General features: G+C 72.2%; 19 protein-coding genes. 5 read left to right on the top strand and 14 right to left on the bottom strand.

Annotated elements, in window-relative coordinates; translation table 11 throughout:
• The first annotated feature begins 21 nt into the window (after positions 1–21).
• On the top strand, positions 22–933 hold the full coding sequence (locus tag ABZ215_RS03150) for an NADP-dependent oxidoreductase (RefSeq protein ID WP_354947391.1): 912 nt from the start codon (positions 22–24) through the stop codon (positions 931–933).
• Positions 934–940: 7 nt separating this feature from the next.
• On the opposite strand, the gene ABZ215_RS03145 is transcribed toward ABZ215_RS03150, so the two are convergent.
• The 3 genes from ABZ215_RS03145 to ABZ215_RS03135 form a co-directional block, all read right to left on the bottom strand.
• Positions 941–1,903, bottom strand: a complete 963-nt coding sequence (locus ABZ215_RS03145; protein WP_354947389.1) for a DUF916 domain-containing protein — start codon at positions 1,901–1,903, stop codon at positions 941–943.
• A gap of 57 nt (positions 1,904–1,960) precedes the next feature.
• Complete coding sequence (locus ABZ215_RS03140) at positions 1,961–3,517, bottom strand: metallophosphoesterase family protein (RefSeq protein ID WP_354947387.1); 1,557 nt, start codon at positions 3,515–3,517, stop codon at positions 1,961–1,963.
• Positions 3,518–3,638: 121 nt separating this feature from the next.
• Positions 3,639–4,838: a HupE/UreJ family protein gene (locus ABZ215_RS03135; protein ID WP_354947385.1), complete on the bottom strand. Its 1,200-nt coding sequence runs from the start codon at positions 4,836–4,838 to the stop codon at positions 3,639–3,641.
• Between the two features lie 140 nt (positions 4,839–4,978).
• On the opposite strand from ABZ215_RS03135, the gene ABZ215_RS03130 reads away from it, so the two are divergent.
• On the top strand, positions 4,979–5,632 hold the full coding sequence (locus tag ABZ215_RS03130; protein ID WP_354947383.1) for a hypothetical protein: 654 nt from the start codon (positions 4,979–4,981) through the stop codon (positions 5,630–5,632).
• Between the two features lie 2 nt (positions 5,633–5,634).
• On the opposite strand, the gene ABZ215_RS03125 is transcribed toward ABZ215_RS03130, so the two are convergent.
• Together ABZ215_RS03125 and ABZ215_RS03120 are read right to left on the bottom strand one after the other, a co-directional pair.
• Entirely contained in the window at positions 5,635–6,495 is an 861-nt protein-coding gene (locus ABZ215_RS03125; RefSeq protein ID WP_354947381.1) for an RNA polymerase sigma-70 factor, read from the bottom strand.
• A gap of 55 nt (positions 6,496–6,550) precedes the next feature.
• Entirely contained in the window at positions 6,551–6,718 is a 168-nt protein-coding gene (locus tag ABZ215_RS03120; RefSeq protein ID WP_354947379.1) for a hypothetical protein, read from the bottom strand.
• Positions 6,719–6,907: 189 nt separating this feature from the next.
• On the opposite strand from ABZ215_RS03120, the gene ABZ215_RS03115 reads away from it, so the two are divergent.
• Both ABZ215_RS03115 and ABZ215_RS03110 read left to right on the top strand, forming a co-directional pair.
• Complete coding sequence (locus ABZ215_RS03115) at positions 6,908–7,297, top strand: SRPBCC domain-containing protein (RefSeq protein ID WP_354947535.1); 390 nt, start codon at positions 6,908–6,910, stop codon at positions 7,295–7,297.
• A 164-nt stretch (positions 7,298–7,461) separates the two neighbouring features.
• On the top strand, positions 7,462–8,064 hold the full coding sequence (locus ABZ215_RS03110; RefSeq protein ID WP_020420877.1) for a maleylpyruvate isomerase family mycothiol-dependent enzyme: 603 nt from the start codon (positions 7,462–7,464) through the stop codon (positions 8,062–8,064).
• On the opposite strand, the gene ABZ215_RS03105 is transcribed toward ABZ215_RS03110, so the two are convergent.
• Complete coding sequence (locus ABZ215_RS03105; RefSeq protein ID WP_354712232.1) at positions 8,065–10,368, bottom strand: pyruvate dehydrogenase; 2,304 nt, start codon at positions 10,366–10,368, stop codon at positions 8,065–8,067.
• Positions 10,369–10,499: 131 nt separating this feature from the next.
• Here ABZ215_RS03105 and ABZ215_RS03100 point away from each other — a divergent pair, with 131 nt between their 5' ends.
• On the top strand, positions 10,500–10,979 hold the full coding sequence (locus ABZ215_RS03100) for an Lrp/AsnC family transcriptional regulator (protein ID WP_237335401.1): 480 nt from the start codon (positions 10,500–10,502) through the stop codon (positions 10,977–10,979).
• Here the strand turns inward: ABZ215_RS03100 and ABZ215_RS03095 are convergent.
• The 8 genes from ABZ215_RS03095 to ABZ215_RS03060 form a co-directional block, all read right to left on the bottom strand.
• Positions 10,976–11,164, bottom strand: coding sequence for a hypothetical protein (locus tag ABZ215_RS03095; protein ID WP_157358708.1), 189 nt, complete (start codon positions 11,162–11,164; stop codon positions 10,976–10,978). The two genes, ABZ215_RS03100 and ABZ215_RS03095, sit on opposite strands and share 4 nt — an antisense overlap.
• A gap of 109 nt (positions 11,165–11,273) precedes the next feature.
• The gene (locus ABZ215_RS03090) at positions 11,274–11,552 is read right to left on the bottom strand and encodes a hypothetical protein (RefSeq protein ID WP_354947377.1); all 279 of its coding nucleotides are present in this window, start codon (positions 11,550–11,552) and stop codon (positions 11,274–11,276) included.
• A gap of 204 nt (positions 11,553–11,756) precedes the next feature.
• On the bottom strand, positions 11,757–12,323 hold the full coding sequence (locus ABZ215_RS03085; RefSeq protein ID WP_237335403.1) for a dihydrofolate reductase family protein: 567 nt from the start codon (positions 12,321–12,323) through the stop codon (positions 11,757–11,759).
• A 25-nt stretch (positions 12,324–12,348) separates the two neighbouring features.
• Positions 12,349–12,927, bottom strand: coding sequence for a dihydrofolate reductase family protein (locus ABZ215_RS03080; RefSeq protein ID WP_354947375.1), 579 nt, complete (start codon positions 12,925–12,927; stop codon positions 12,349–12,351).
• A 67-nt stretch (positions 12,928–12,994) separates the two neighbouring features.
• On the bottom strand, positions 12,995–13,483 hold the full coding sequence (locus ABZ215_RS03075) for a flavin reductase family protein (RefSeq protein ID WP_354947373.1): 489 nt from the start codon (positions 13,481–13,483) through the stop codon (positions 12,995–12,997).
• A gap of 60 nt (positions 13,484–13,543) precedes the next feature.
• Positions 13,544–14,377 (bottom strand): alpha/beta hydrolase, encoded by an 834-nt coding sequence (locus ABZ215_RS03070; protein WP_020420885.1) that lies wholly within the window; start codon positions 14,375–14,377, stop codon positions 13,544–13,546.
• Between the two features lie 27 nt (positions 14,378–14,404).
• Positions 14,405–15,424, bottom strand: a complete 1,020-nt coding sequence (locus ABZ215_RS03065) for a DUF4331 family protein (protein WP_354947371.1) — start codon at positions 15,422–15,424, stop codon at positions 14,405–14,407.
• A gap of 40 nt (positions 15,425–15,464) precedes the next feature.
• Positions 15,465–16,541 (bottom strand): HoxN/HupN/NixA family nickel/cobalt transporter, encoded by a 1,077-nt coding sequence (locus ABZ215_RS03060; RefSeq protein WP_354947369.1) that lies wholly within the window; start codon positions 16,539–16,541, stop codon positions 15,465–15,467.
• Positions 16,542–16,681 lie beyond the last annotated feature (140 nt).

Here is a 16,681-nt window from a genome sequence, read left to right as displayed (position 1 = left end):
ACGTCGAATCGAGGAGTGATCATGAGAGCAGTGCGGTACAGCGAGTACGGCGGCCCGGACGTCCTGCGCCACGAGGAGGCCGAGCGGCCCCAGCCAGGGCCGGGCCAGGTGCTGGTGCGGGTCGCGGGCACCAGCTTCAACGGTGTGGACGCCCTGGTCCGCGCCGGTGTGCTGCAGGAGGTCTTCCCGGTGCGCCTGCCCCACATCCCGGGTGTGGACGTGGCCGGGACCGTCGAGGAGACCGGCGACGGCGTGACCGGCTTCCGGCCCGGCGACGCGGTGATCGGGTTCCTGCCCATCGTCGACGGCGGCGCGGCGGCCGAGTACGTGCTGGCCCCGGCCGAGGTGCTGGCGGCCGCGCCGGAGTCCGTTCCGCTGGCCGATGCCGCGGCGCTTCCGGTGGTGGGCCTCACCGCGTGGCAGGGGCTGTTCGAGCTCGGCCAGGTGCGGCCGGGACAGCGCGTGCTGGTGCACGGCGCGGGCGGCGCCGTCGGCGGTTACGCGGTGCAGCTGGCGGCCCAGGCCGGGGCGACGGTCATCGCCACCGCCCGCGACGAGCACGCCGATCGGCTGCGGTCCTACGGCGCGGCGCAGGTCGTCGGCCGCGAGGCGTTCGGCGAGGTGCGGGAGCCGGTCGACGTGGTGCTGAACCTGGCGCCGGAGACCCCGCCCGAGCTGACCGCGCTGGTGCGCGCGGGCGGGATCGTGGTGACCAGCGCGACGCCGCCGGAACCGGACGTGGCCCGCGGCGTGCGCGCCGAGCGGGTGTTCGTCCGCAGCGACGCCGGGCAGCTCCGGCATCTCGCGGAGGAGGTCGACGCCGGGCGGCTGCGCATCCACGTCGCCGACCGCCGCCCGCTCGCCGAACTGCCCGCGGTCCACGAGGCGGCCGGCGCCGGGAAGCTCGCCGGCAAGACGGTGCTCGTGCCCTGACCGGCGGTCAGGCGGTGGGCACCGGCTCGGCGGGCTCCTCCCGGGGAGCCGCCTTGCGGTTCCTGGTCCGGCGCCGGACCAGGAACACGACCACCACCAGTCCACACAGGACGATCACCAGCGGCACCCACGGCACGGCCCACCCGTTCCCGGTGGTTGTCACGGCGGGCAGCACCGCCGTCGAACCGGCCGCGTCGGTCAGCAGCGGGGTGAGCGTGACGCTGCCGGTCAACCACACCGCGGGCACCACGCCGTGCACCGGCACCGAGACCGGCCACTTCTCGCCGGGCAGCAGGGACGGCGTGTCGGCGACCGGATCCGCCGCGCGGGACCAGCTGCCGAACGGCCCCGACACCGAGGCCGACTGCCGCACCGCGACGATCGCGTTCCCGGTGTTGTGCACCGTGTACGTCAGCACCGCGTCGCCACCCGAGTAGTCCACGCGGACGTCCTCGGCCAAGACACCGGGCGCCAGCGCGCCCCCGACGCGCAGCCGGATCCGGATGCCCACCCGCCGCTCCACACCGTCCTGGACCAGCGACGTCACGATGCCGCCCATCCGGTCGCCCGGCGTCGCTCCGGCGGGCACCGCCAGCGTGAACGGCACCTCGCTCGTCTGTCCCGGTTGGACGGTCACGCTGCCGGTCGCCGGGGACACCCACGCGCCGACACCCGTCGACGCGGTGTCCCGGGTGAGGAGGTCCAGCTTGCCCTGCGCGGTGGTGAACGCGTCGGCGGCGTAGACGGCCAGTTCGAGCGGCGCACTGCCGTTGTTGGTGACGACCAGGCCGTCCGTGAGCTGTTCGCCCGGGTCCAGGGTGTAGTTGTAGTTCACCCGGTCCGAGCCGAACTCGCCGTCGGCCGTCGCCACCGACCAGGGCACGTCGTCCTGCGCGGCGGCGGGCACCGCGCCCGTCAGCACGGCGAACAACGCGGCCGCCGCCGCGGCGGCCGCTCGAAGAGTCAGCATGGGACAGTCCTAACCGGAGAGGGCGGGCGCCCCGGGGACGCCCGCCCGGTGGGAAACTCAGCTCAGCGCGGTGACGGTGGCCTTGCCGTCCATCGGCTCCTGGCCGACCCAGTCGGGACGGCCGGGCTTACCGCCGTGGCCGTGACCCCGGTCGCCGGTGGTGTGGATGACCACCTTGTCGACGAGCGAGCCGACCGGCCGCGCGGGCGTCGCGCCGCTGTCCGGTCCGCACCACGACACCCGGCCCAGCTCCACCGCGGCGTTCGGCGCCGCGCAGGTGCCGCTGCGCACGTTCTCGACCACGAGCTTGTCGTCGCGCACCTGGACCTTCACGTAGGTGCGGACGTGCTCCTGGTTCTCCACCGAGTTGGCCCAGTGGTGGTCCGGGTTCAGCGGGTCCGGACCGTAGTCCGGGTCCTTGCTGGTGTCCGGCGCGGTCAGGTCGTAGTACTTCGAGCCGGACGCCGAGTTCGCCGTCACGTAGATGACGCCGCCCGGGCCCTGGACCACCTGCGTGGCGCCGGGCTGCTCGGCCGGGTTCGCCTTCTGCCCGTTCTTGATCTCGTAGCTGCGCGAGTAGCTGTGGTCGTGGCCCTGCAGGACCAGGTCGACCCCGAGGTTGGAGAACGCGGTGGGGAAGTCCTTGCGGCGCTGCTGGTTGTCCGTGTCGTTGGCGTGGTCGGCGGGCGAGTAGATCGAGTGGTGGTAGACGAGCACGATGTGCTTGGCGTCCTTGCCGTGCTCGTGGATCACGTCGGTGACGTAGCCGATGTGCGCCTCGTCCGAACCGGCGGCGTAGGCGTTGCTGTTCAGGTCGACGAACAGCACGTCCTTGTAGATGTACCAGTAGTCGCCGCCGGAGCGCGCCGCGGCGTCACCGTTGTAGAACGGCGCGGAGCGGTCCGTGTTCGGGGTCCAGAAGTGCTGCTCGTAGGCCTTGCCGCCGACGTCGTGGTTGCCGATCGTGGCCGCCCACGGGTACTGGCGCAGCCTGTCGGAGGCGAGGAACGCGTCCCACTGCGTCTCGTTGTTCGCCGACTCGACCTGGTCGCCGCCGGAGACCAGCAGCTCGGCGTCCGGGTTCGCGGTCAGCGCCACGTTCAGCGTGTCCGCCCAGCCCGCGCCGTCGCGGGCGGTGTCGCCGGACGAGCCGATCTGCGGGTCGCCGAAGAACAGGAAGTCGAAGTCGCCCTTGAACTTCTGCGTGCGGAACGTGTAGACGGGCGACCAGCCGCCCTCGGTGCCCACGCGGTAGGCGTACTCGTTGTTCTGCTTCAGGCCGTTGATGGTGGCGTGCCCGTTGTAGCCGCCGTTGACCGTGTTCGCGGCGACGGTGGCGGGGAACGTGGTGGCGTTGCGGGGGAATTGCCCGTTGCGCACCTTCGACGCCGGGGCGACCTGCACGACCTGGGCGGTGTTCGCCGAGGTGTACCAGCTCACCACGCGCTGCGACTCGGTGGCGCCGACGCCCAGGACGATCCCGGCCGGCTTGGCGGTTTCGGCGGCGCCGGCCGTGGTGACCAGACTGCTGCCGAACACCACCGTGACGCCGAGGACCGCCGCGGCGGCGCCGCGGGCCACACGACGCCGATCGCCCGATCTGGAGTTTTTCATCAGTTCCGTCCGTTTCGGATTCGACGGGGTTGGGAAGATCGACTGGAGCGTCGTCCGCGTCCGTGTGCCCTAGGTGAACGGAACCGGTCGCACCGGTGTCCGGTCCTCGAAGAACGTGAGGTCACAGACCGGAAATCCGCTCGGCGAACCACAAAAGCCCCATCACCGTCACGCCCGCGGCGATCGCGCCGGTGGCCCAGCGGCCGACGACCGGCGAGCGGCGGCGCAGCAGCGCCAGCAACGGGAAGGCGATCGCGATGATCGCCAGCTGCACCACCTCGATGCCGACGTTGAACACCAGCAGCGACCACAGCAGCGACCACGACCACGCCTGCTCGATGCCCAGCGCGCCGGCGAAACCGAGTCCGTGCACGAGTCCGAAGCAGAACGTCACCCCGAGGCGCGCCCACCCGGTGCGGTCCAGCGCGAAGCGGCCGGACGCCTCCAGATCGATCGCGTCCGCGCCGCGCCGCCACCACCGCCACAGCGGCCAGGCGGCGACGATCGCGATCGACAACGCGATCACCGGTTCGACGAACGCGTCCGGCACCCGGACTGCCCCGAGCGCGGCGAGGATGAAGGTGATCGAGTGGGCGAGCGTGAACGTGGTGGCCGCCAGCACGATCTCGCGCGGGCGGCGGGAACCGGCGATCAGCGCCAGCAGGAACAGGATGTGGTCGATCCCGGTGAGCAGGTGCTCGGCGCCCAGCCGGAAGAACTCCCAGAACCGCTGCGCTCCGGACTGTTCGGTGGAGAACGACGGGTGCGCCGCGTCCAGCGCGGCGCTGCCCGAGGTCAGGTCCAGGTCGTAGGTCACGATGGTCTTGGTGTCGCGGACGTAGCCTTCGGCGTCGGGGAACAGTCCACTGCGGACCTCGTGCACCGTCGACACCGGACACCGGACATCCAGGACGAGACGGGCGTACGGGACGCCTTCCCGTTCCTCCATGGTGAATCCGCCGTCCTGCACCGGGGTGCAGGCGCTGCCCTGCGCGGTCACGGCGAAGCGCTCCGCCACGTACTTCAGGACAGTGCCGGCGTGCGCGTCCAGCGCGGCGGCCTGCGCGACGGGATCACGGGCCTCGAACGCCGCGGTGCCCTGGCGGAACAGCGGATCGTCGTCCTCGTAGTCGGCGGCGGAGACGACCAGCAGGTCGTACTCCAGTCTCAGCTCGACGCGGACGTGCCCGGGGCCGGGCGAGGTGAGTCCGGCGTAGACGGTCGAGGTGAAACCGTGCGCGGCGGCCGGCGCGGCGGTCAGGACGAGAGCCACGGCCGCGGCGGCGACAGCGAAAGCGGCGCGTCTGAGGGGGCGGGACATGCCCGCACACTGCTCACCGGAGGTGAACGGCCGACGGCTGCCGGGCGAACAGGCGGCGGACGGATCCCGACGACAGCCGCCGCGCCGCCGCTGATCGGGTAGGAATGGGACATCCCCTGTCCCCGTGGAGGGAGATTCCCGTGCGCGTTCCCGCTGCCGGTGTGCTCGCCGCGATCGCCGTGCTGCTGACCGGGTGCGGCCCGTCCGGCGACTGGTCCGGACCACACGCGGCGCCCGGTCCGGTCGGGACGCTCGCGCCCGGCTTCGTGACCGCGCCGCCCACCCCGGAGGCGACGATCACCCCGAGCCCCGGCTCGTGGGACGGCGTGCGCCCGGCGCCCGGTTACCGCGTCGTCCTGCTCACCGCGGGGGACGACGCGCCGACGAAGACGCTCACGGACGCCGTGACCGCGTGGGCGGAGGCGGAAGAGGTCAGCTTGAAGACGGTCACGGCCGCCGGGCCGGACGACTACGTCCCGGGCATCAGCCGGGCGATGGACCTGAAGCCGGACCTGATCATCGCGGCGGGCAACGCGCTGGTCGACCCGCTCGCGCTGGTCACCGCCAGCCACCTGGACCAGCAGTTCCTGGTGCTCGGCGCGGAACTGGCCGAGCCGACGGAGAACGTGACGGCGGCGAACTGGCCCGGCGCCTCCTTCCGCGGCGAAGGCCTGGACATGTCCTCCTCCTTCGACGCGGCGTCGTTCACGCCCGCCCGGGCCGCCGCCGCGGTCCGGGCCGGCGTGGCGAGCGTCCTCAACCACCTGACGGGCATCGTCGTCCGGCTCCCGTAGGGTCACCGCCGCAGCTCGGCCACCTTGTCCAGCCAGCCCAGCTTGTGCGGGTTGTTGATCCCGTAGATGCGGGTGATCCGGCCGTCCTCGACGACGAGGCTCAGCGCGGCGGCGGCGTCCGCCACGTCGAGCCGGACGCCCGGCATGCCGTTGACCCAGGTCGCGCTCGCGGTGAAGCCGGTGAGCTCGGCGGCGCGCGCGAGCAGCGTCGCGACCCGCTCGGCGCCGACGACCGGCTTGCGCGCGGCGGGCACCACGCCGCCGCCGTCGGAGATCACGACCACGTCCGGGGCGAGCACGTCGACCAGGCCCTGCACGTCGCCGTTGGACACGGCGGCGAGGAAGCGCTCCACGGCCGCCTCCTGCTGCGCCCGGTCGACCTGCATGCGCGGCCGCCGGGCGGCGACGTGCTCGCGGGCGCGGTGCGCGATCTGCCGCACCGCGGCGGTGCTCTTGCCGAGCGCCTCGGCGATCTCGTCGTAGGGCACGTCGAACACGTCGTGCAGCACGAACACCGCACGCTCCGCCGGCCCCAGCGTCTCCAGGACGGTGAGCATCGCGATCGACACGTTCTCCGCGAGCTCCACGTCCTCGGCCACGTCGGGGGTGGTCAGCAGCGGTTCGGGCAGCCACTCGCCGATGTAGTCCTCGCGCCGCCGGTACACCGAGCGGAGCCGGTTCAGCGCCTGCCGCGTCACCACGCGGACCAGGTAGGCCCGCGGGTCCCGCACCTCCGCCTGGTCCACGTCGGCCCAGCGCAGCCAGGTCTCCTGCACGACGTCCTCGGCGTCGGCGGCCGAGCCGAGCATCTCGTAGGCCACGGTGAACAGCAGGCTGCGGTGGGTGACGAACGGGTCGGTCAACGTTCCTCCTCTGGTCGTTGCCCATCCAGACACCGGCGGCCGCCCGGATGTGACATCACCGCTCCCGCCGGCCGTCCGCGATGGCCGTCAGCGCGGACTTGAAGACGCGGTAGGTGTCGTCGCCCAGCTCGCGGCGGTGCCGGTCCTCGATGTCGGCGAGGATGGCGCGCGCCCCGGCGATCTCGTCCAGCCCGGTCTCGCTCGGCCCGGTCTCGCTCGACATGACGAGCTTCGCGCGGCGTCGCCGGTCAGCACGGCCAGCACCGTGCTGTCCCGGGCTCACCTGGGGTGGCCCTGCTCGCCGAGGCGGTGGAACAGCTCCTCCCGCAGCCTGCGGCTCAGTCGTCCGATCAGCATCCCCATGTCCGGCTCCCGTTCGGTCATCGCACACTCTGTTGGTAATGAATCTTGACTGAGCACCGTCGACTACAGCATCACTCGCACGCTCGACGCCCCGGTCAGCAAAGTCCGGGACGCCTGGACGGTGCCGGAGAACTACGGCAAGTGGGCCGGCGCCGAGGAGGTCGACCTGGACGTGCGGCCCGGCGGGGCGTGGAGATCGGTCATGGTCATCCCCGGCGGCACCCGCGTCCCGCTGACCGGGTTCTACGCCGAGGTCGAACTGGGCAAGCGGCTGGTCATCGGGATGGACGTGCCCGGCCGCGACGAGCAGTCGCTCATGGTCGTGGAGTTCGCCGCGGACGGCGACCGCACCGAGATCACCCTCTCCCAGACCTTCGGCCGGGCCGAGGACCGCGACCAGGCCGAGCAGGGCAGCACATCATGCTGCTGGACGGCCTGACCGCCTACCTGGCGAATGCCTGAAGCAGGACCCGCCGGCTCGGGGCGCCCCGCGTCCTCAGTCCCGGGACGCCCCATCCGCTCGGTGGTCTTCCTCGCGACGCTCGCCGTGGACGGCGGCAGGTCCCGCTCTAACGGCGGGCCCGCCCGCCGCGACCTAGGAGCGTGGACGACGCCGACCTGTGGCGGGCCGTCGACACCCAGCGCGTGGCGATCGCGGACCTGCTGGACGACCTGACCGACGACGAATGGGCCCACCCGTCGCTGTGCGAGGGGTGGACGGTGCGGGACGTCGCGGCACACCTGGCCAGCCAGTACCGGATCCGGTTGCGGGACGCGCTCGCCGGGGCGATCCGGGCGCGCGGCAACATCGACCGCGCGATCCACGACGCCGCCTGCGCCTACCGCAAGCCCGCGCCGGAGCTGGTGGCGGAGATCCGGGACCTGGCCGGGTTCCGCCGCATCCCGCCCGGCATCGGCCTGGAGGAGGTGCTGATCGACATCCTCGTCCACGGCCTGGACATCGCATTGCCGCTGGGCCGGTCACTCGCCGTGCCGCCGGACGCCGCCGCGCACGTCGCGCAGCGGCTGTGGGACAAGCCGCGCATGTTCCACGCGCGCCGGCACTTCGGCGGGCGCCACTACCGGGCCACCGACACCGGCTGGTCGGCGGGCGACGGCCCCGAGGTGAGCGGCCCGGCGTGGGCGATCATGCTGCTGTTCGCCGGGCGCCCGGCCGCGCGGGCGCACCTCACCGGCCTGCGGTAGTCAGCCGGTGACGTCGAGCGCGGCGCGGACGATGCTGTCGCTGTCCAGGCCGTGGTGCCGGTAGACGTCTTCGAGCGAGCCGGACTGGCCGAAGCCCGTCACGCCGAGCGCCGTCGTCCGGACGCGGTTGATCGTGGCGAGGAACGCCAGCGTGTGCGGATGTCCATCCAGGACGGTCACCAGGGGAGCGGCGCGGTCGGCGGGGAAGGCGGCGTCCAGGATCCAGGTGTCGGCCCGTTCGTGGCCCTGCCGGGCCCGGACCGCGCGGTGGAGCAGGTCGGGGCTGGTCACGCACACGACGTCGGCCGGGACGCCGATCTGGTCGAGCCGGGCCGCGGCGTCGAGCGCTTCGGGCACGAGCGCGCCCATCACGGCGATGGTGACGGCCGCGCCCTCCGCGCGGCGCAGCGGATACGCGCCGGCGACGACCTGGCGGCGTCGGCGTTCGCGTGCGGCCGGGTCCGACGGCACGTCGGCGAGGGTCTGGTCGACCGGGCGGGTGGACAGCCGCAGGTAGGCCGAGCTGCCGCCCGGCTTGCCGAGCTGGGCCATCGCCGCGAGCAGCGTCCACTCGGCGTCGATCGCGAACGCGGGTTCGTAGGAGAGGCAGCCGGGCTGTTCCAGTCCGATCGACGGGGTCTTGATGGACTGGTGCGCGCCGCCCTCGGGGGCGAGGGTCACGCCGGACGGGGTGCCGATAAGGATGGACTGGCCGCCGGCGTAGATGCCGTAGGACCACGGTTCGAGCGCGCGCTCGACGAACGGGTCGTAGAGCACGCCGATGGGCAGCAGCGGCTGGCCCCAGCGGCTCCAGGTGGCGCCGAGTTCGCCGAGCAGGCCGACGAGGTTGGTCTCGGCGATGCCCAGTTCGATGTGCTGGCCGGTCGGCCGTTCCCGCCAGTGCAGGATGGTTTCGCTGTCGTCGGCGAACCAGTCCGGTCGTTCCTGGACGGACCAGACGCCGACCTTGTTGACCCAGCCGCCGAGGTTGGTGGTGGAGCTGACGTCGGGGCTGACCGTGACGACGCGGCGCGCGGTGTCCGGGGCTTCGCGGGTGAGGTCGAGCAGGGCGCGGCCCAGCGCGGCCTGGGTGGTCGCGGTGCCGGTGGGGGTGCGGCCGAAGTCCGACGGCACCGGCGGCGGAGCCGCGGCCGGGATTTCCGGGCGGCGCAAGCGTTTCGCGGTGGCCCGGCAGAGCTCCTGTTCGGGGCTGCCGTCGGCGAAGGGGCGCCAGGGGTCGTCGAGGTCGGTGCCCAGCCGCTCGGCGAGTTCCCGCATCTGGGCGTCGGTGAGCAGGGCGGAGTGGTTCTGCGGGTGGCCCTTGGTGGCCAGGCCGTGACCCTTGATCGTGTAGGCGAAGACGACCGTCGGGCGGGTGTCGTCGATCGCGGCGAAGGCCTGGTCGAGTGCGGTGAGGTCGTGGCCGCCGAGGTTGGCGATCGCGTCGGTGAGGGTGGTGTCGTCGAGGTCGTCGAGCAGGGCCGCGATGGCGGGGCTGTCACCGGGCAGCCGGCGGCGCAGTTCGGCGGCGTCGCAGCGCAGCAGGCGCTGGTACTCCGGGTTGGGCATAGCGTCGATGCGCTGCCGCAGTTCCGCGCCGCCGGGGCGGGTGAACAGTTCTTCCAGCAGGCGGCCGTACTTGAGGACGATGACCTGCCAGCCCGCGGCGGCGAACATGCCCTGCAGCTTGTCGGCGGCGATGTTCGGCACGACGCGGTCGAGGGACTGGCGGTTGAGGTCGACGATCCAGACGATCTCGCCGAGCTCGGCCACGCCCGGGTCGAGGACGGCCTCCCACACCGCGCCTTCGTCGAGTTCGGCGTCGCCGACGAGCGAGTACTGGCGGCCGGTGCCCGCGCCGCCGAACTTGGTGTCGACGTAGCGCCGGGAGACGGCGCCCCAGATCGGGGCGGTGGCGCCGATGCCGACCGAGCCGGTCGAGTAGTCGGCCGGGTCGGGGTCCTTGGTGCGGCTGGGGTAGCTCTGCAGCCCGCCGAACTCGCGCAGCCGCGGCAGGTAGGACGCGTCCAGCTCGCCGAGCAGGTGGTTGATCGCGTGCAGCACCGGCGAGGCGTGCGGCTTGACCGAGACGCGGTCCGCCGGGCGGAGGTGGTTGAACCACAGTGCGGTCATGATGGAGACCATCGACGCCGACGACGCCTGGTGGCCGCCGACCTTGAGCCCCGACGGGTTCGGGCGCACGCGGTTGGCGTGGTGGATGATCGCGCTGGACAGCCACAGCACCCGGTCCTCGACCGCGCGCAGCACGTCGGTGGCGGGTGTGGTCGTGGTGGGGGTGCTCATCGGGCCGTCCTCGATCCGGGTGCAGGTTGCTCACAGTGAACCAACCTGCTGAACTGTTGCTCAACACCCCGGCTGGAAATTGAGCAATCTGCCCAGCGCCGGAGCTGGTGTGCGAGGGAGAGGCGAGCACAATGCCCCAGGACGGCTTCGTCGACGCGGTGGACGCCCGGATCCTGCTGGAACTGGCCGAGCACCCGCGCGCGACCACGCTCGCGATCGCCGACCGGGCCGGGATCTCCCGCAACACCGCGCAAACCCGGATAGCGCGCCTGGAGGCCGGCTCGCTGGACTCGTTCGAACGGCGGATCTCACCGGCCGCGCTCGGGTACCCGCTGACCGCGTTCATCACGGCGCAGGTGACGCAACGGCTGCTGGACGAGGTGGCCGCCGCGCTCGCCGGGGTGCCCGAGGTGCTGGAGGTGCAGGGAATCTCCGGGCCGGTCGACCTGATGGTGCACGTGGTGGCGCGCGACGCCGACGACCTGTACCGGATCGCCGGGCTGATCCTCGCCATCCCCGGCGTGGAGCGCACCAACACGGCCTTGGTGATGCGCCAGCTGGTCGACTACCGGATCAAGCCGCTGCTCCACCAGGCGGCGGGGCCGAGTTAGCGGCCCGGGCGGCCGCGCTCGCGGCGGATGCGCAGAAGCACACCCAGCACGAAGCCGAACACCGCGCTGCCGGCGACGGGCAGGAACCACGGGGCGCTCGGGTAGATGCGGAACCCGACCACGACGCAGACGACCAGGACCACCGCGCCTGCCGCGGCGGCCGTGTAGGAGCGTCGTCGAGTCACGTGCCCTCCCGGGCCTGGGCCAGCCGCGGCGGCAGGGTGCGAGGGGGTGTGTCACTCCGGTTCGGCGGGAACCGCGGTGAGCGCCGTTGAGCTACGTGCCCCGGCGACGTCACGCCAGCTCGGCGGAAACCACCGCGGGCAGGTCGCGCAGGCGGGCCAGCAGGTGGTCGATCTCCTCGCCTGGCAGCAGGACCGCGCAGACCATGCTGCTCTCCCGGACGCCCTCGCGGATGTCGACCGACAGTTCGTGCACCGGGCGGCCCTGCTGGGACAGGGCGCCGATCAGGGCGGGGACCTGCGTGGCGCCGCCGGTGAAGTAGGTGGCGATGCGGCGCCGGACGAGCATCGTCGAACGCGGGGCCGGGGTGTGGAACGTGCTGACGGACATGGCGGATCTCCAGGAAGATCGAGAAACCGGACGGATCCGGGCCAGGTCCCGAAAAAGCGATCGCCGACACTGCGCGCCGGCGACCTGGGTTCAGCCGGCGCGCCGGGCTACGAGTCGCTGGGACGTCAGGCGCTGCACGGCGCAAGATTAACACGACACCGGCCCGATCGCCGACACCCCGGCCCGGGGTGCCGACGACGGGTGCTACCGGGTCACCCGGAACCGCAGGTGTGTCGCGGCCGGTGTGACGAGCACGTCGGTGCGTTCCAGCTCGACCGCCGACGGCAGGGTGTCGAAGAGCCGCGTGCCGCCGCCGATCAGGAGCGGGACCACGTGCACGTGGATCTCGTCCACCAGCCCGAGCGGGAGCGCCTGCTGGAGCACGGTCGCGCCGTGCAGTCCGACGAACTTGTCCCCGGCGGCCTCCTGCGCCGAACCGATCGCGGCAGCCACCCCGTCGCTGAACGTGTACCCCGACGGGTACCGCTCGGGCGGCTCGCGGTGGGTGACGACGAAGCACGGGACGCCGGGCAGCGGGCCGCCCTCGCCCCAGATGTCGACGCACTTGTCGAACGACTTTCGGCCCATCACCACCGCGCCGGTGACGTCGATCGCCTGTCGCAGCAACGCCCTGTCGTCGTCGGTGGCCGCGTCGAACAGCCAGTCGTGCAGCGTGCCGGCGCCGTCGCCGAACGGGTTGTCGCGGCTGTCGTTCGGCCCGGTGACGTAACCGTCGAGCGAAACCGACATGTCGGAGATGACGAGTGCCATGGAACTGCCCCTTCCGTGGATGTTGTCACTCCTGCGTCGGACGAGCGTGCTCGGATTCGACAACCCGGTACCGCAGGTGGGTCGCGTCGTGGCCGTCCAGCCGGCGGGTCAGTCGTAGTTCGGCGGCGTGGCCATCGAACAGGCGGCGGCCCGCGCCGAGCAGGACCGGGACCAGGTGGATCTCCAGTTCGTCGAGCTCACCGGCGGCCAGCAGCGCCTGGGCCGCGCCCGCGCCGTGCACCAGGATCGCCTCCTCGCCCGCCGCGGCGCGGGCGTCGGCCACGCAGGCCGCCACCTCGGTGTAGTAGCGGGCGCTCCCGGGCGGCTCGTCGTCGGGGTGGTGGGTCAGCACGTGGATCGGCACGCCGTCGTGGTGGTCGCCCTGCCAGCGGCCCGCCAGCTCGAACGTCCGCCGCCCGGTGATCACCGCCCTGGTGGCCATCGCTTCGCCGAACACCTGGCCGTCCGGGCCGGGCGACTCGCGCCGGTCCAGCCAGTTGAACAACCGCCCGCCGCCGCGGCCCAGTTCTTGTCCGGGGCGATCGTCGGGGCCCGCGATGTAGCCGTCCAGCGACATCGCCATGTACAGCCGGGTCAGTGCCATCGGACCGTCCTTCCGCTCGGGTGTCTCACCACCACGTCGGACGGGGGCGCCGGTTTTCGACAGCCCGCTACGCCTCGTTGCCGGGGGAGAGGTCGCGCACCGACTGGAACCCGAGCTGCGGGCCGAGCCCGGTCGCGGTGGTGCCCTCGACCGGGCGCAGCAGCAGCCCGACGTGGTCGCCGGTGTCGTGCCGGGACAGGATCTCGCCCGCGAACCAGCCGGCGCAGTCGTCGAGCACGGGGACGCCGCCCGGGCCGGGGTGCCAGGCGCAGCGGGCGAACTTGTCGGTGTCGAAGCCGGTGTGGCTGCCGAACAGCTCGGCCAGCCCGGGCACCGACGTGTCGAGCCGGTGCACGACCACCGTCGACGCCCCGGCGGCGACCTCGAAGGTGTGGTTCTTCTTCGACAGCCACACCATGAACCGCGGCGGATCGATGCTGCACTGCGCGGCGAACCCGACCAGACACCCCGCGCGCCGCCGCCCGTCGGTGGTCGTCACAACGAACATCGGGTAGTCCAGCGCGCCGACGACCGTCTCGAACCCCTCAGCTGCCACGGCTCAGTTCTACCCGAGCCGTGGCAGCCGAGGGGCGCCGCGCACCCGCCACCCGGAACCTCAGCGGCCGAGGAACTCCAGCAGCGCGGTGTTGACCTCGTCCGGGTGGGTCCAGGCGATGTTGTGCGGCCCGCCGGGCACGGTGACGAACTCGAGGTCCTTGACGAGACCGGGCAGCCGCGCCGCGGTGGCCTCGTACGGCAGGATCCGGTCGGCGTCGCCGTGGATGAGCAGCACCGGGACGTCGATCTTGGGCAGGTCGTCGCGGAAGTCGGTCAGCCAGGTGTCGACGCAGGCGTAGGCGGCGTGCGCCGAGGCGGCGACCGCCACGTTGAAGCTGTTCTGCCACGCCTGCTCGCTGATGCGGGTGCCGGCGTAGGTGTCGACGTTGTAGAAGTTGTCGAGGAAGTCCTTGAAGTAGGCGGGCCGGTCCTTGACGACCGCCGCCTTGATGTCCTCGAACACCGACTTGTCGACACCCTCGGGGTTGTCGTCGGTCTTGAGCAGGTATGGCGGGATCGCGCCCATCAGCACGGCCTTGCGCACCCGGTCCGAGCCGTAGGTCCCGAGGTAACGGGTGACCTCGCCGGTGCCCATCGAGAAGCCGACCAGCACCACGTCGTCGAGCTCCAGGTGGTCCAGCAGCGCCTTCAGGTCGGCGGCGAAGGTGTCGTAGTCGTAGCCGACGGTGGGCTGGCTGGACTGGCCGAAACCACGGCGGTCGTAGGTGATGACCCGGTACCCGGCGGCCAGCAGCACCCGCTCCTGCTTCTCCCACGAGTGCCCGTTGAGCGGGTAGCCGTGGATCAGCACCACGGGCGTGCCGGTGCCGTGGTCCTCGTAGTGGATCTCGATGTCCTCGGAGTTCTCACGGCCGACGGTGATCTTCGACATGGTGTTTTCCTTCCTGTGTCAGGGTTTTCAGGCCACCGGGGGCACGTACGGGAACCCGGCGGTGGGCTTGCTGGTGACCGATTCGCGGCCGATGCCGAGGCGGATCGGGGTGTTGGCGGCCGTGGAGAACATGACGTCTGGCGCGTTGTCCGTCAGCGCGCGGCCGTTCCACTCCGCGAAGCCGAACGACGCCGGTGTGCCCACCGTGTAGGGCAGGACGTTCGGGAAGAACCGGTGCGCCAGCTTCTCCCCGTAGGCCTGCGGGTCCTCGGCCGTGCCGTACGCCGCGACGACCCCGGCGATCTCCTTGCCGACCAGGTCGCCGTAGGTGGCGTAGTCGTCCGCGGGCACGCCGGCGTTGAGCCGGTCGCCCAGGTCCTCGTTGTACTGCGTGAACAGCGGGTGGATCATCGGCAGCCCGACGCGGTTGATCGAGCGCCAGCCGCCGGCGTCGGTGGCCAGAGTGGACACCGCCCACACGCCGACGCGGCCCGCGCCCAGCTCGGCGTCCGGCACCTCCAGCACGATCGAGTGCACCGTGTGCCCTGCGAACAGGTTGGCCGCCCGCGCCTCGGTCCAGTCGCCGAGGTCGACCGTCGTGCCGTCCTGGAACGCGTGGCCCACCGCGTGCAGCACGTCCGGCTCGATCCAGAACGGGTCGCCCGCCTTGCCGGTCCACACGCGCAGCCCGCCCGCGCCGGTGACCGTCTCGCCGGTCACCCCTTCCGCCACGACCTCGCCCGGCGCGAAGGGGTCGGTGGCCGCGGCGCCGGTGATCCGCCGCAGCACCCAGGTCTGGCTGCCCTGCTCGTCCCGCTCGCCGAACACGAACCGGTACGTCAGGTCCTCCACGACGTCACCGTTCGTGTCGACCTTGAACTCGTACATCCCCTCCGGGTGGTAACCGGGCACGGGGATGTCGCCGGCGATCGAGTGGCACACGTTGATGACGAACACGGTGCCGGTTTCACCCCGGAACACGTACAGGTCGGTGATGTCGAGGCGGACGTCCTGACGGGCGATCGGCGAATCGAGGTGGTGCGACATGGTTTCTCTCCTTTGTGGACTTGCGGGTTGACGGTGGTGGTCAGGCGCGCGGCGACCAGCGCTGCTCGATGCGGCCGTACCGCCAGATCAGGGCCGCCACCAGCCAGGTGACGGCGAACAGGGCCGCGACGGCGAACCCGAGTGTGTTGAGGTCGAGGCCGGCGTTCCACGACCAGAACCCGCCCGACCAGCCGAACTGCCCGGACAGCACGGACAGCAGTTCGGCGGCGCCGATCAGCACGGCCACCGCGACGGACAGCCCGGTGACCGTGAGGTTGTAGTAGATCCGGCGCACCGGGCTGGCGAACGCCCAGCCGTAGGCGAGGTTCATGAACGACCCGTCGATCGTGTCGAACAGGGTCATGCCGGCGGCGAACAGGACCGGCAGGCACAGGATGGCGTACCAGGGCAGCCCGGCGACGGTGGCGCTGCCCGCGAGGACGAGCAGCGCGACCTCGGTCGCGGTGTCGAACCCGAGCCCGAACAGCACCCCCAGCGGGTACATGTGCCACGGCTTCCCGATGGCCCGGGTGAACCGCCCCAGCAGCCGGTTCAGCAGCCCGCGGTGCGCCAGCTCGTGCTCCAGCGCCGCCTCGTCGAACTCGCCGGACCGCAGCCCGCGCAGCACCTTCAGGATGCCGGCCAGGATCACCGCGTTCACCGCGGCGATCAGGACCAGGAACGAGCCCGACACCGACGTCCCGATCAGCGACGTGTAGCGGTGCAGCGCGGAGCCGTCGTCCCGCAGCGGCCCGGCGATCGTCCGCACGCCCAGCGACAGCAGCAGCGCGAGCCCGAACACGACCGTGGAATGGCCCAGCGCGAAGAAGAACCCGACCGACAGCGGACGGCGGCCCTCCTGCATCAGCTTGCGGGTCGTGTTGTCGATCGCCGAGATGTGGTCGGCGTCGAAGGCGTGCCGCATGCCCAGCGTGTAGGCCGTGACGCCGACCCCGAGCCCGAGTGCGGGCGCCCCGGCGTGACCGTGCGCGACCAGGAGCAGGGTGCCCCAGCCCAGCACGTGCAGCGCGGCGATCACGGCGGCCATCCCGCCGGCGCGGCCCCACTCCCGCCGCGACAACGGTTGCCGGGAGACCCGGGTCAGCGTGGTCGTCATGCTCTTCCCTCCGGCCGATCCACTTCGGACTCGATGACTCCGAGCCTGCTCGCCCGCGGCCGCCGGAGCCATGACGCCGCCTCCACAACGCGGTGTGGGGTTTTCCCCACACCGCACCGGTGCCGGCCCGATCCGGTTCT

The sequence above is a fragment of the Amycolatopsis sp. NPDC006131 genome, assembly GCF_040614175.1.
Taxonomy (GTDB): domain Bacteria; phylum Actinomycetota; class Actinomycetes; order Mycobacteriales; family Pseudonocardiaceae; genus Amycolatopsis_E; species Amycolatopsis_E tucumanensis.
The sequence above is the reverse complement of the archived record's forward strand: the minus strand, read 5'-3'. Positions and strand labels throughout refer to the sequence as shown.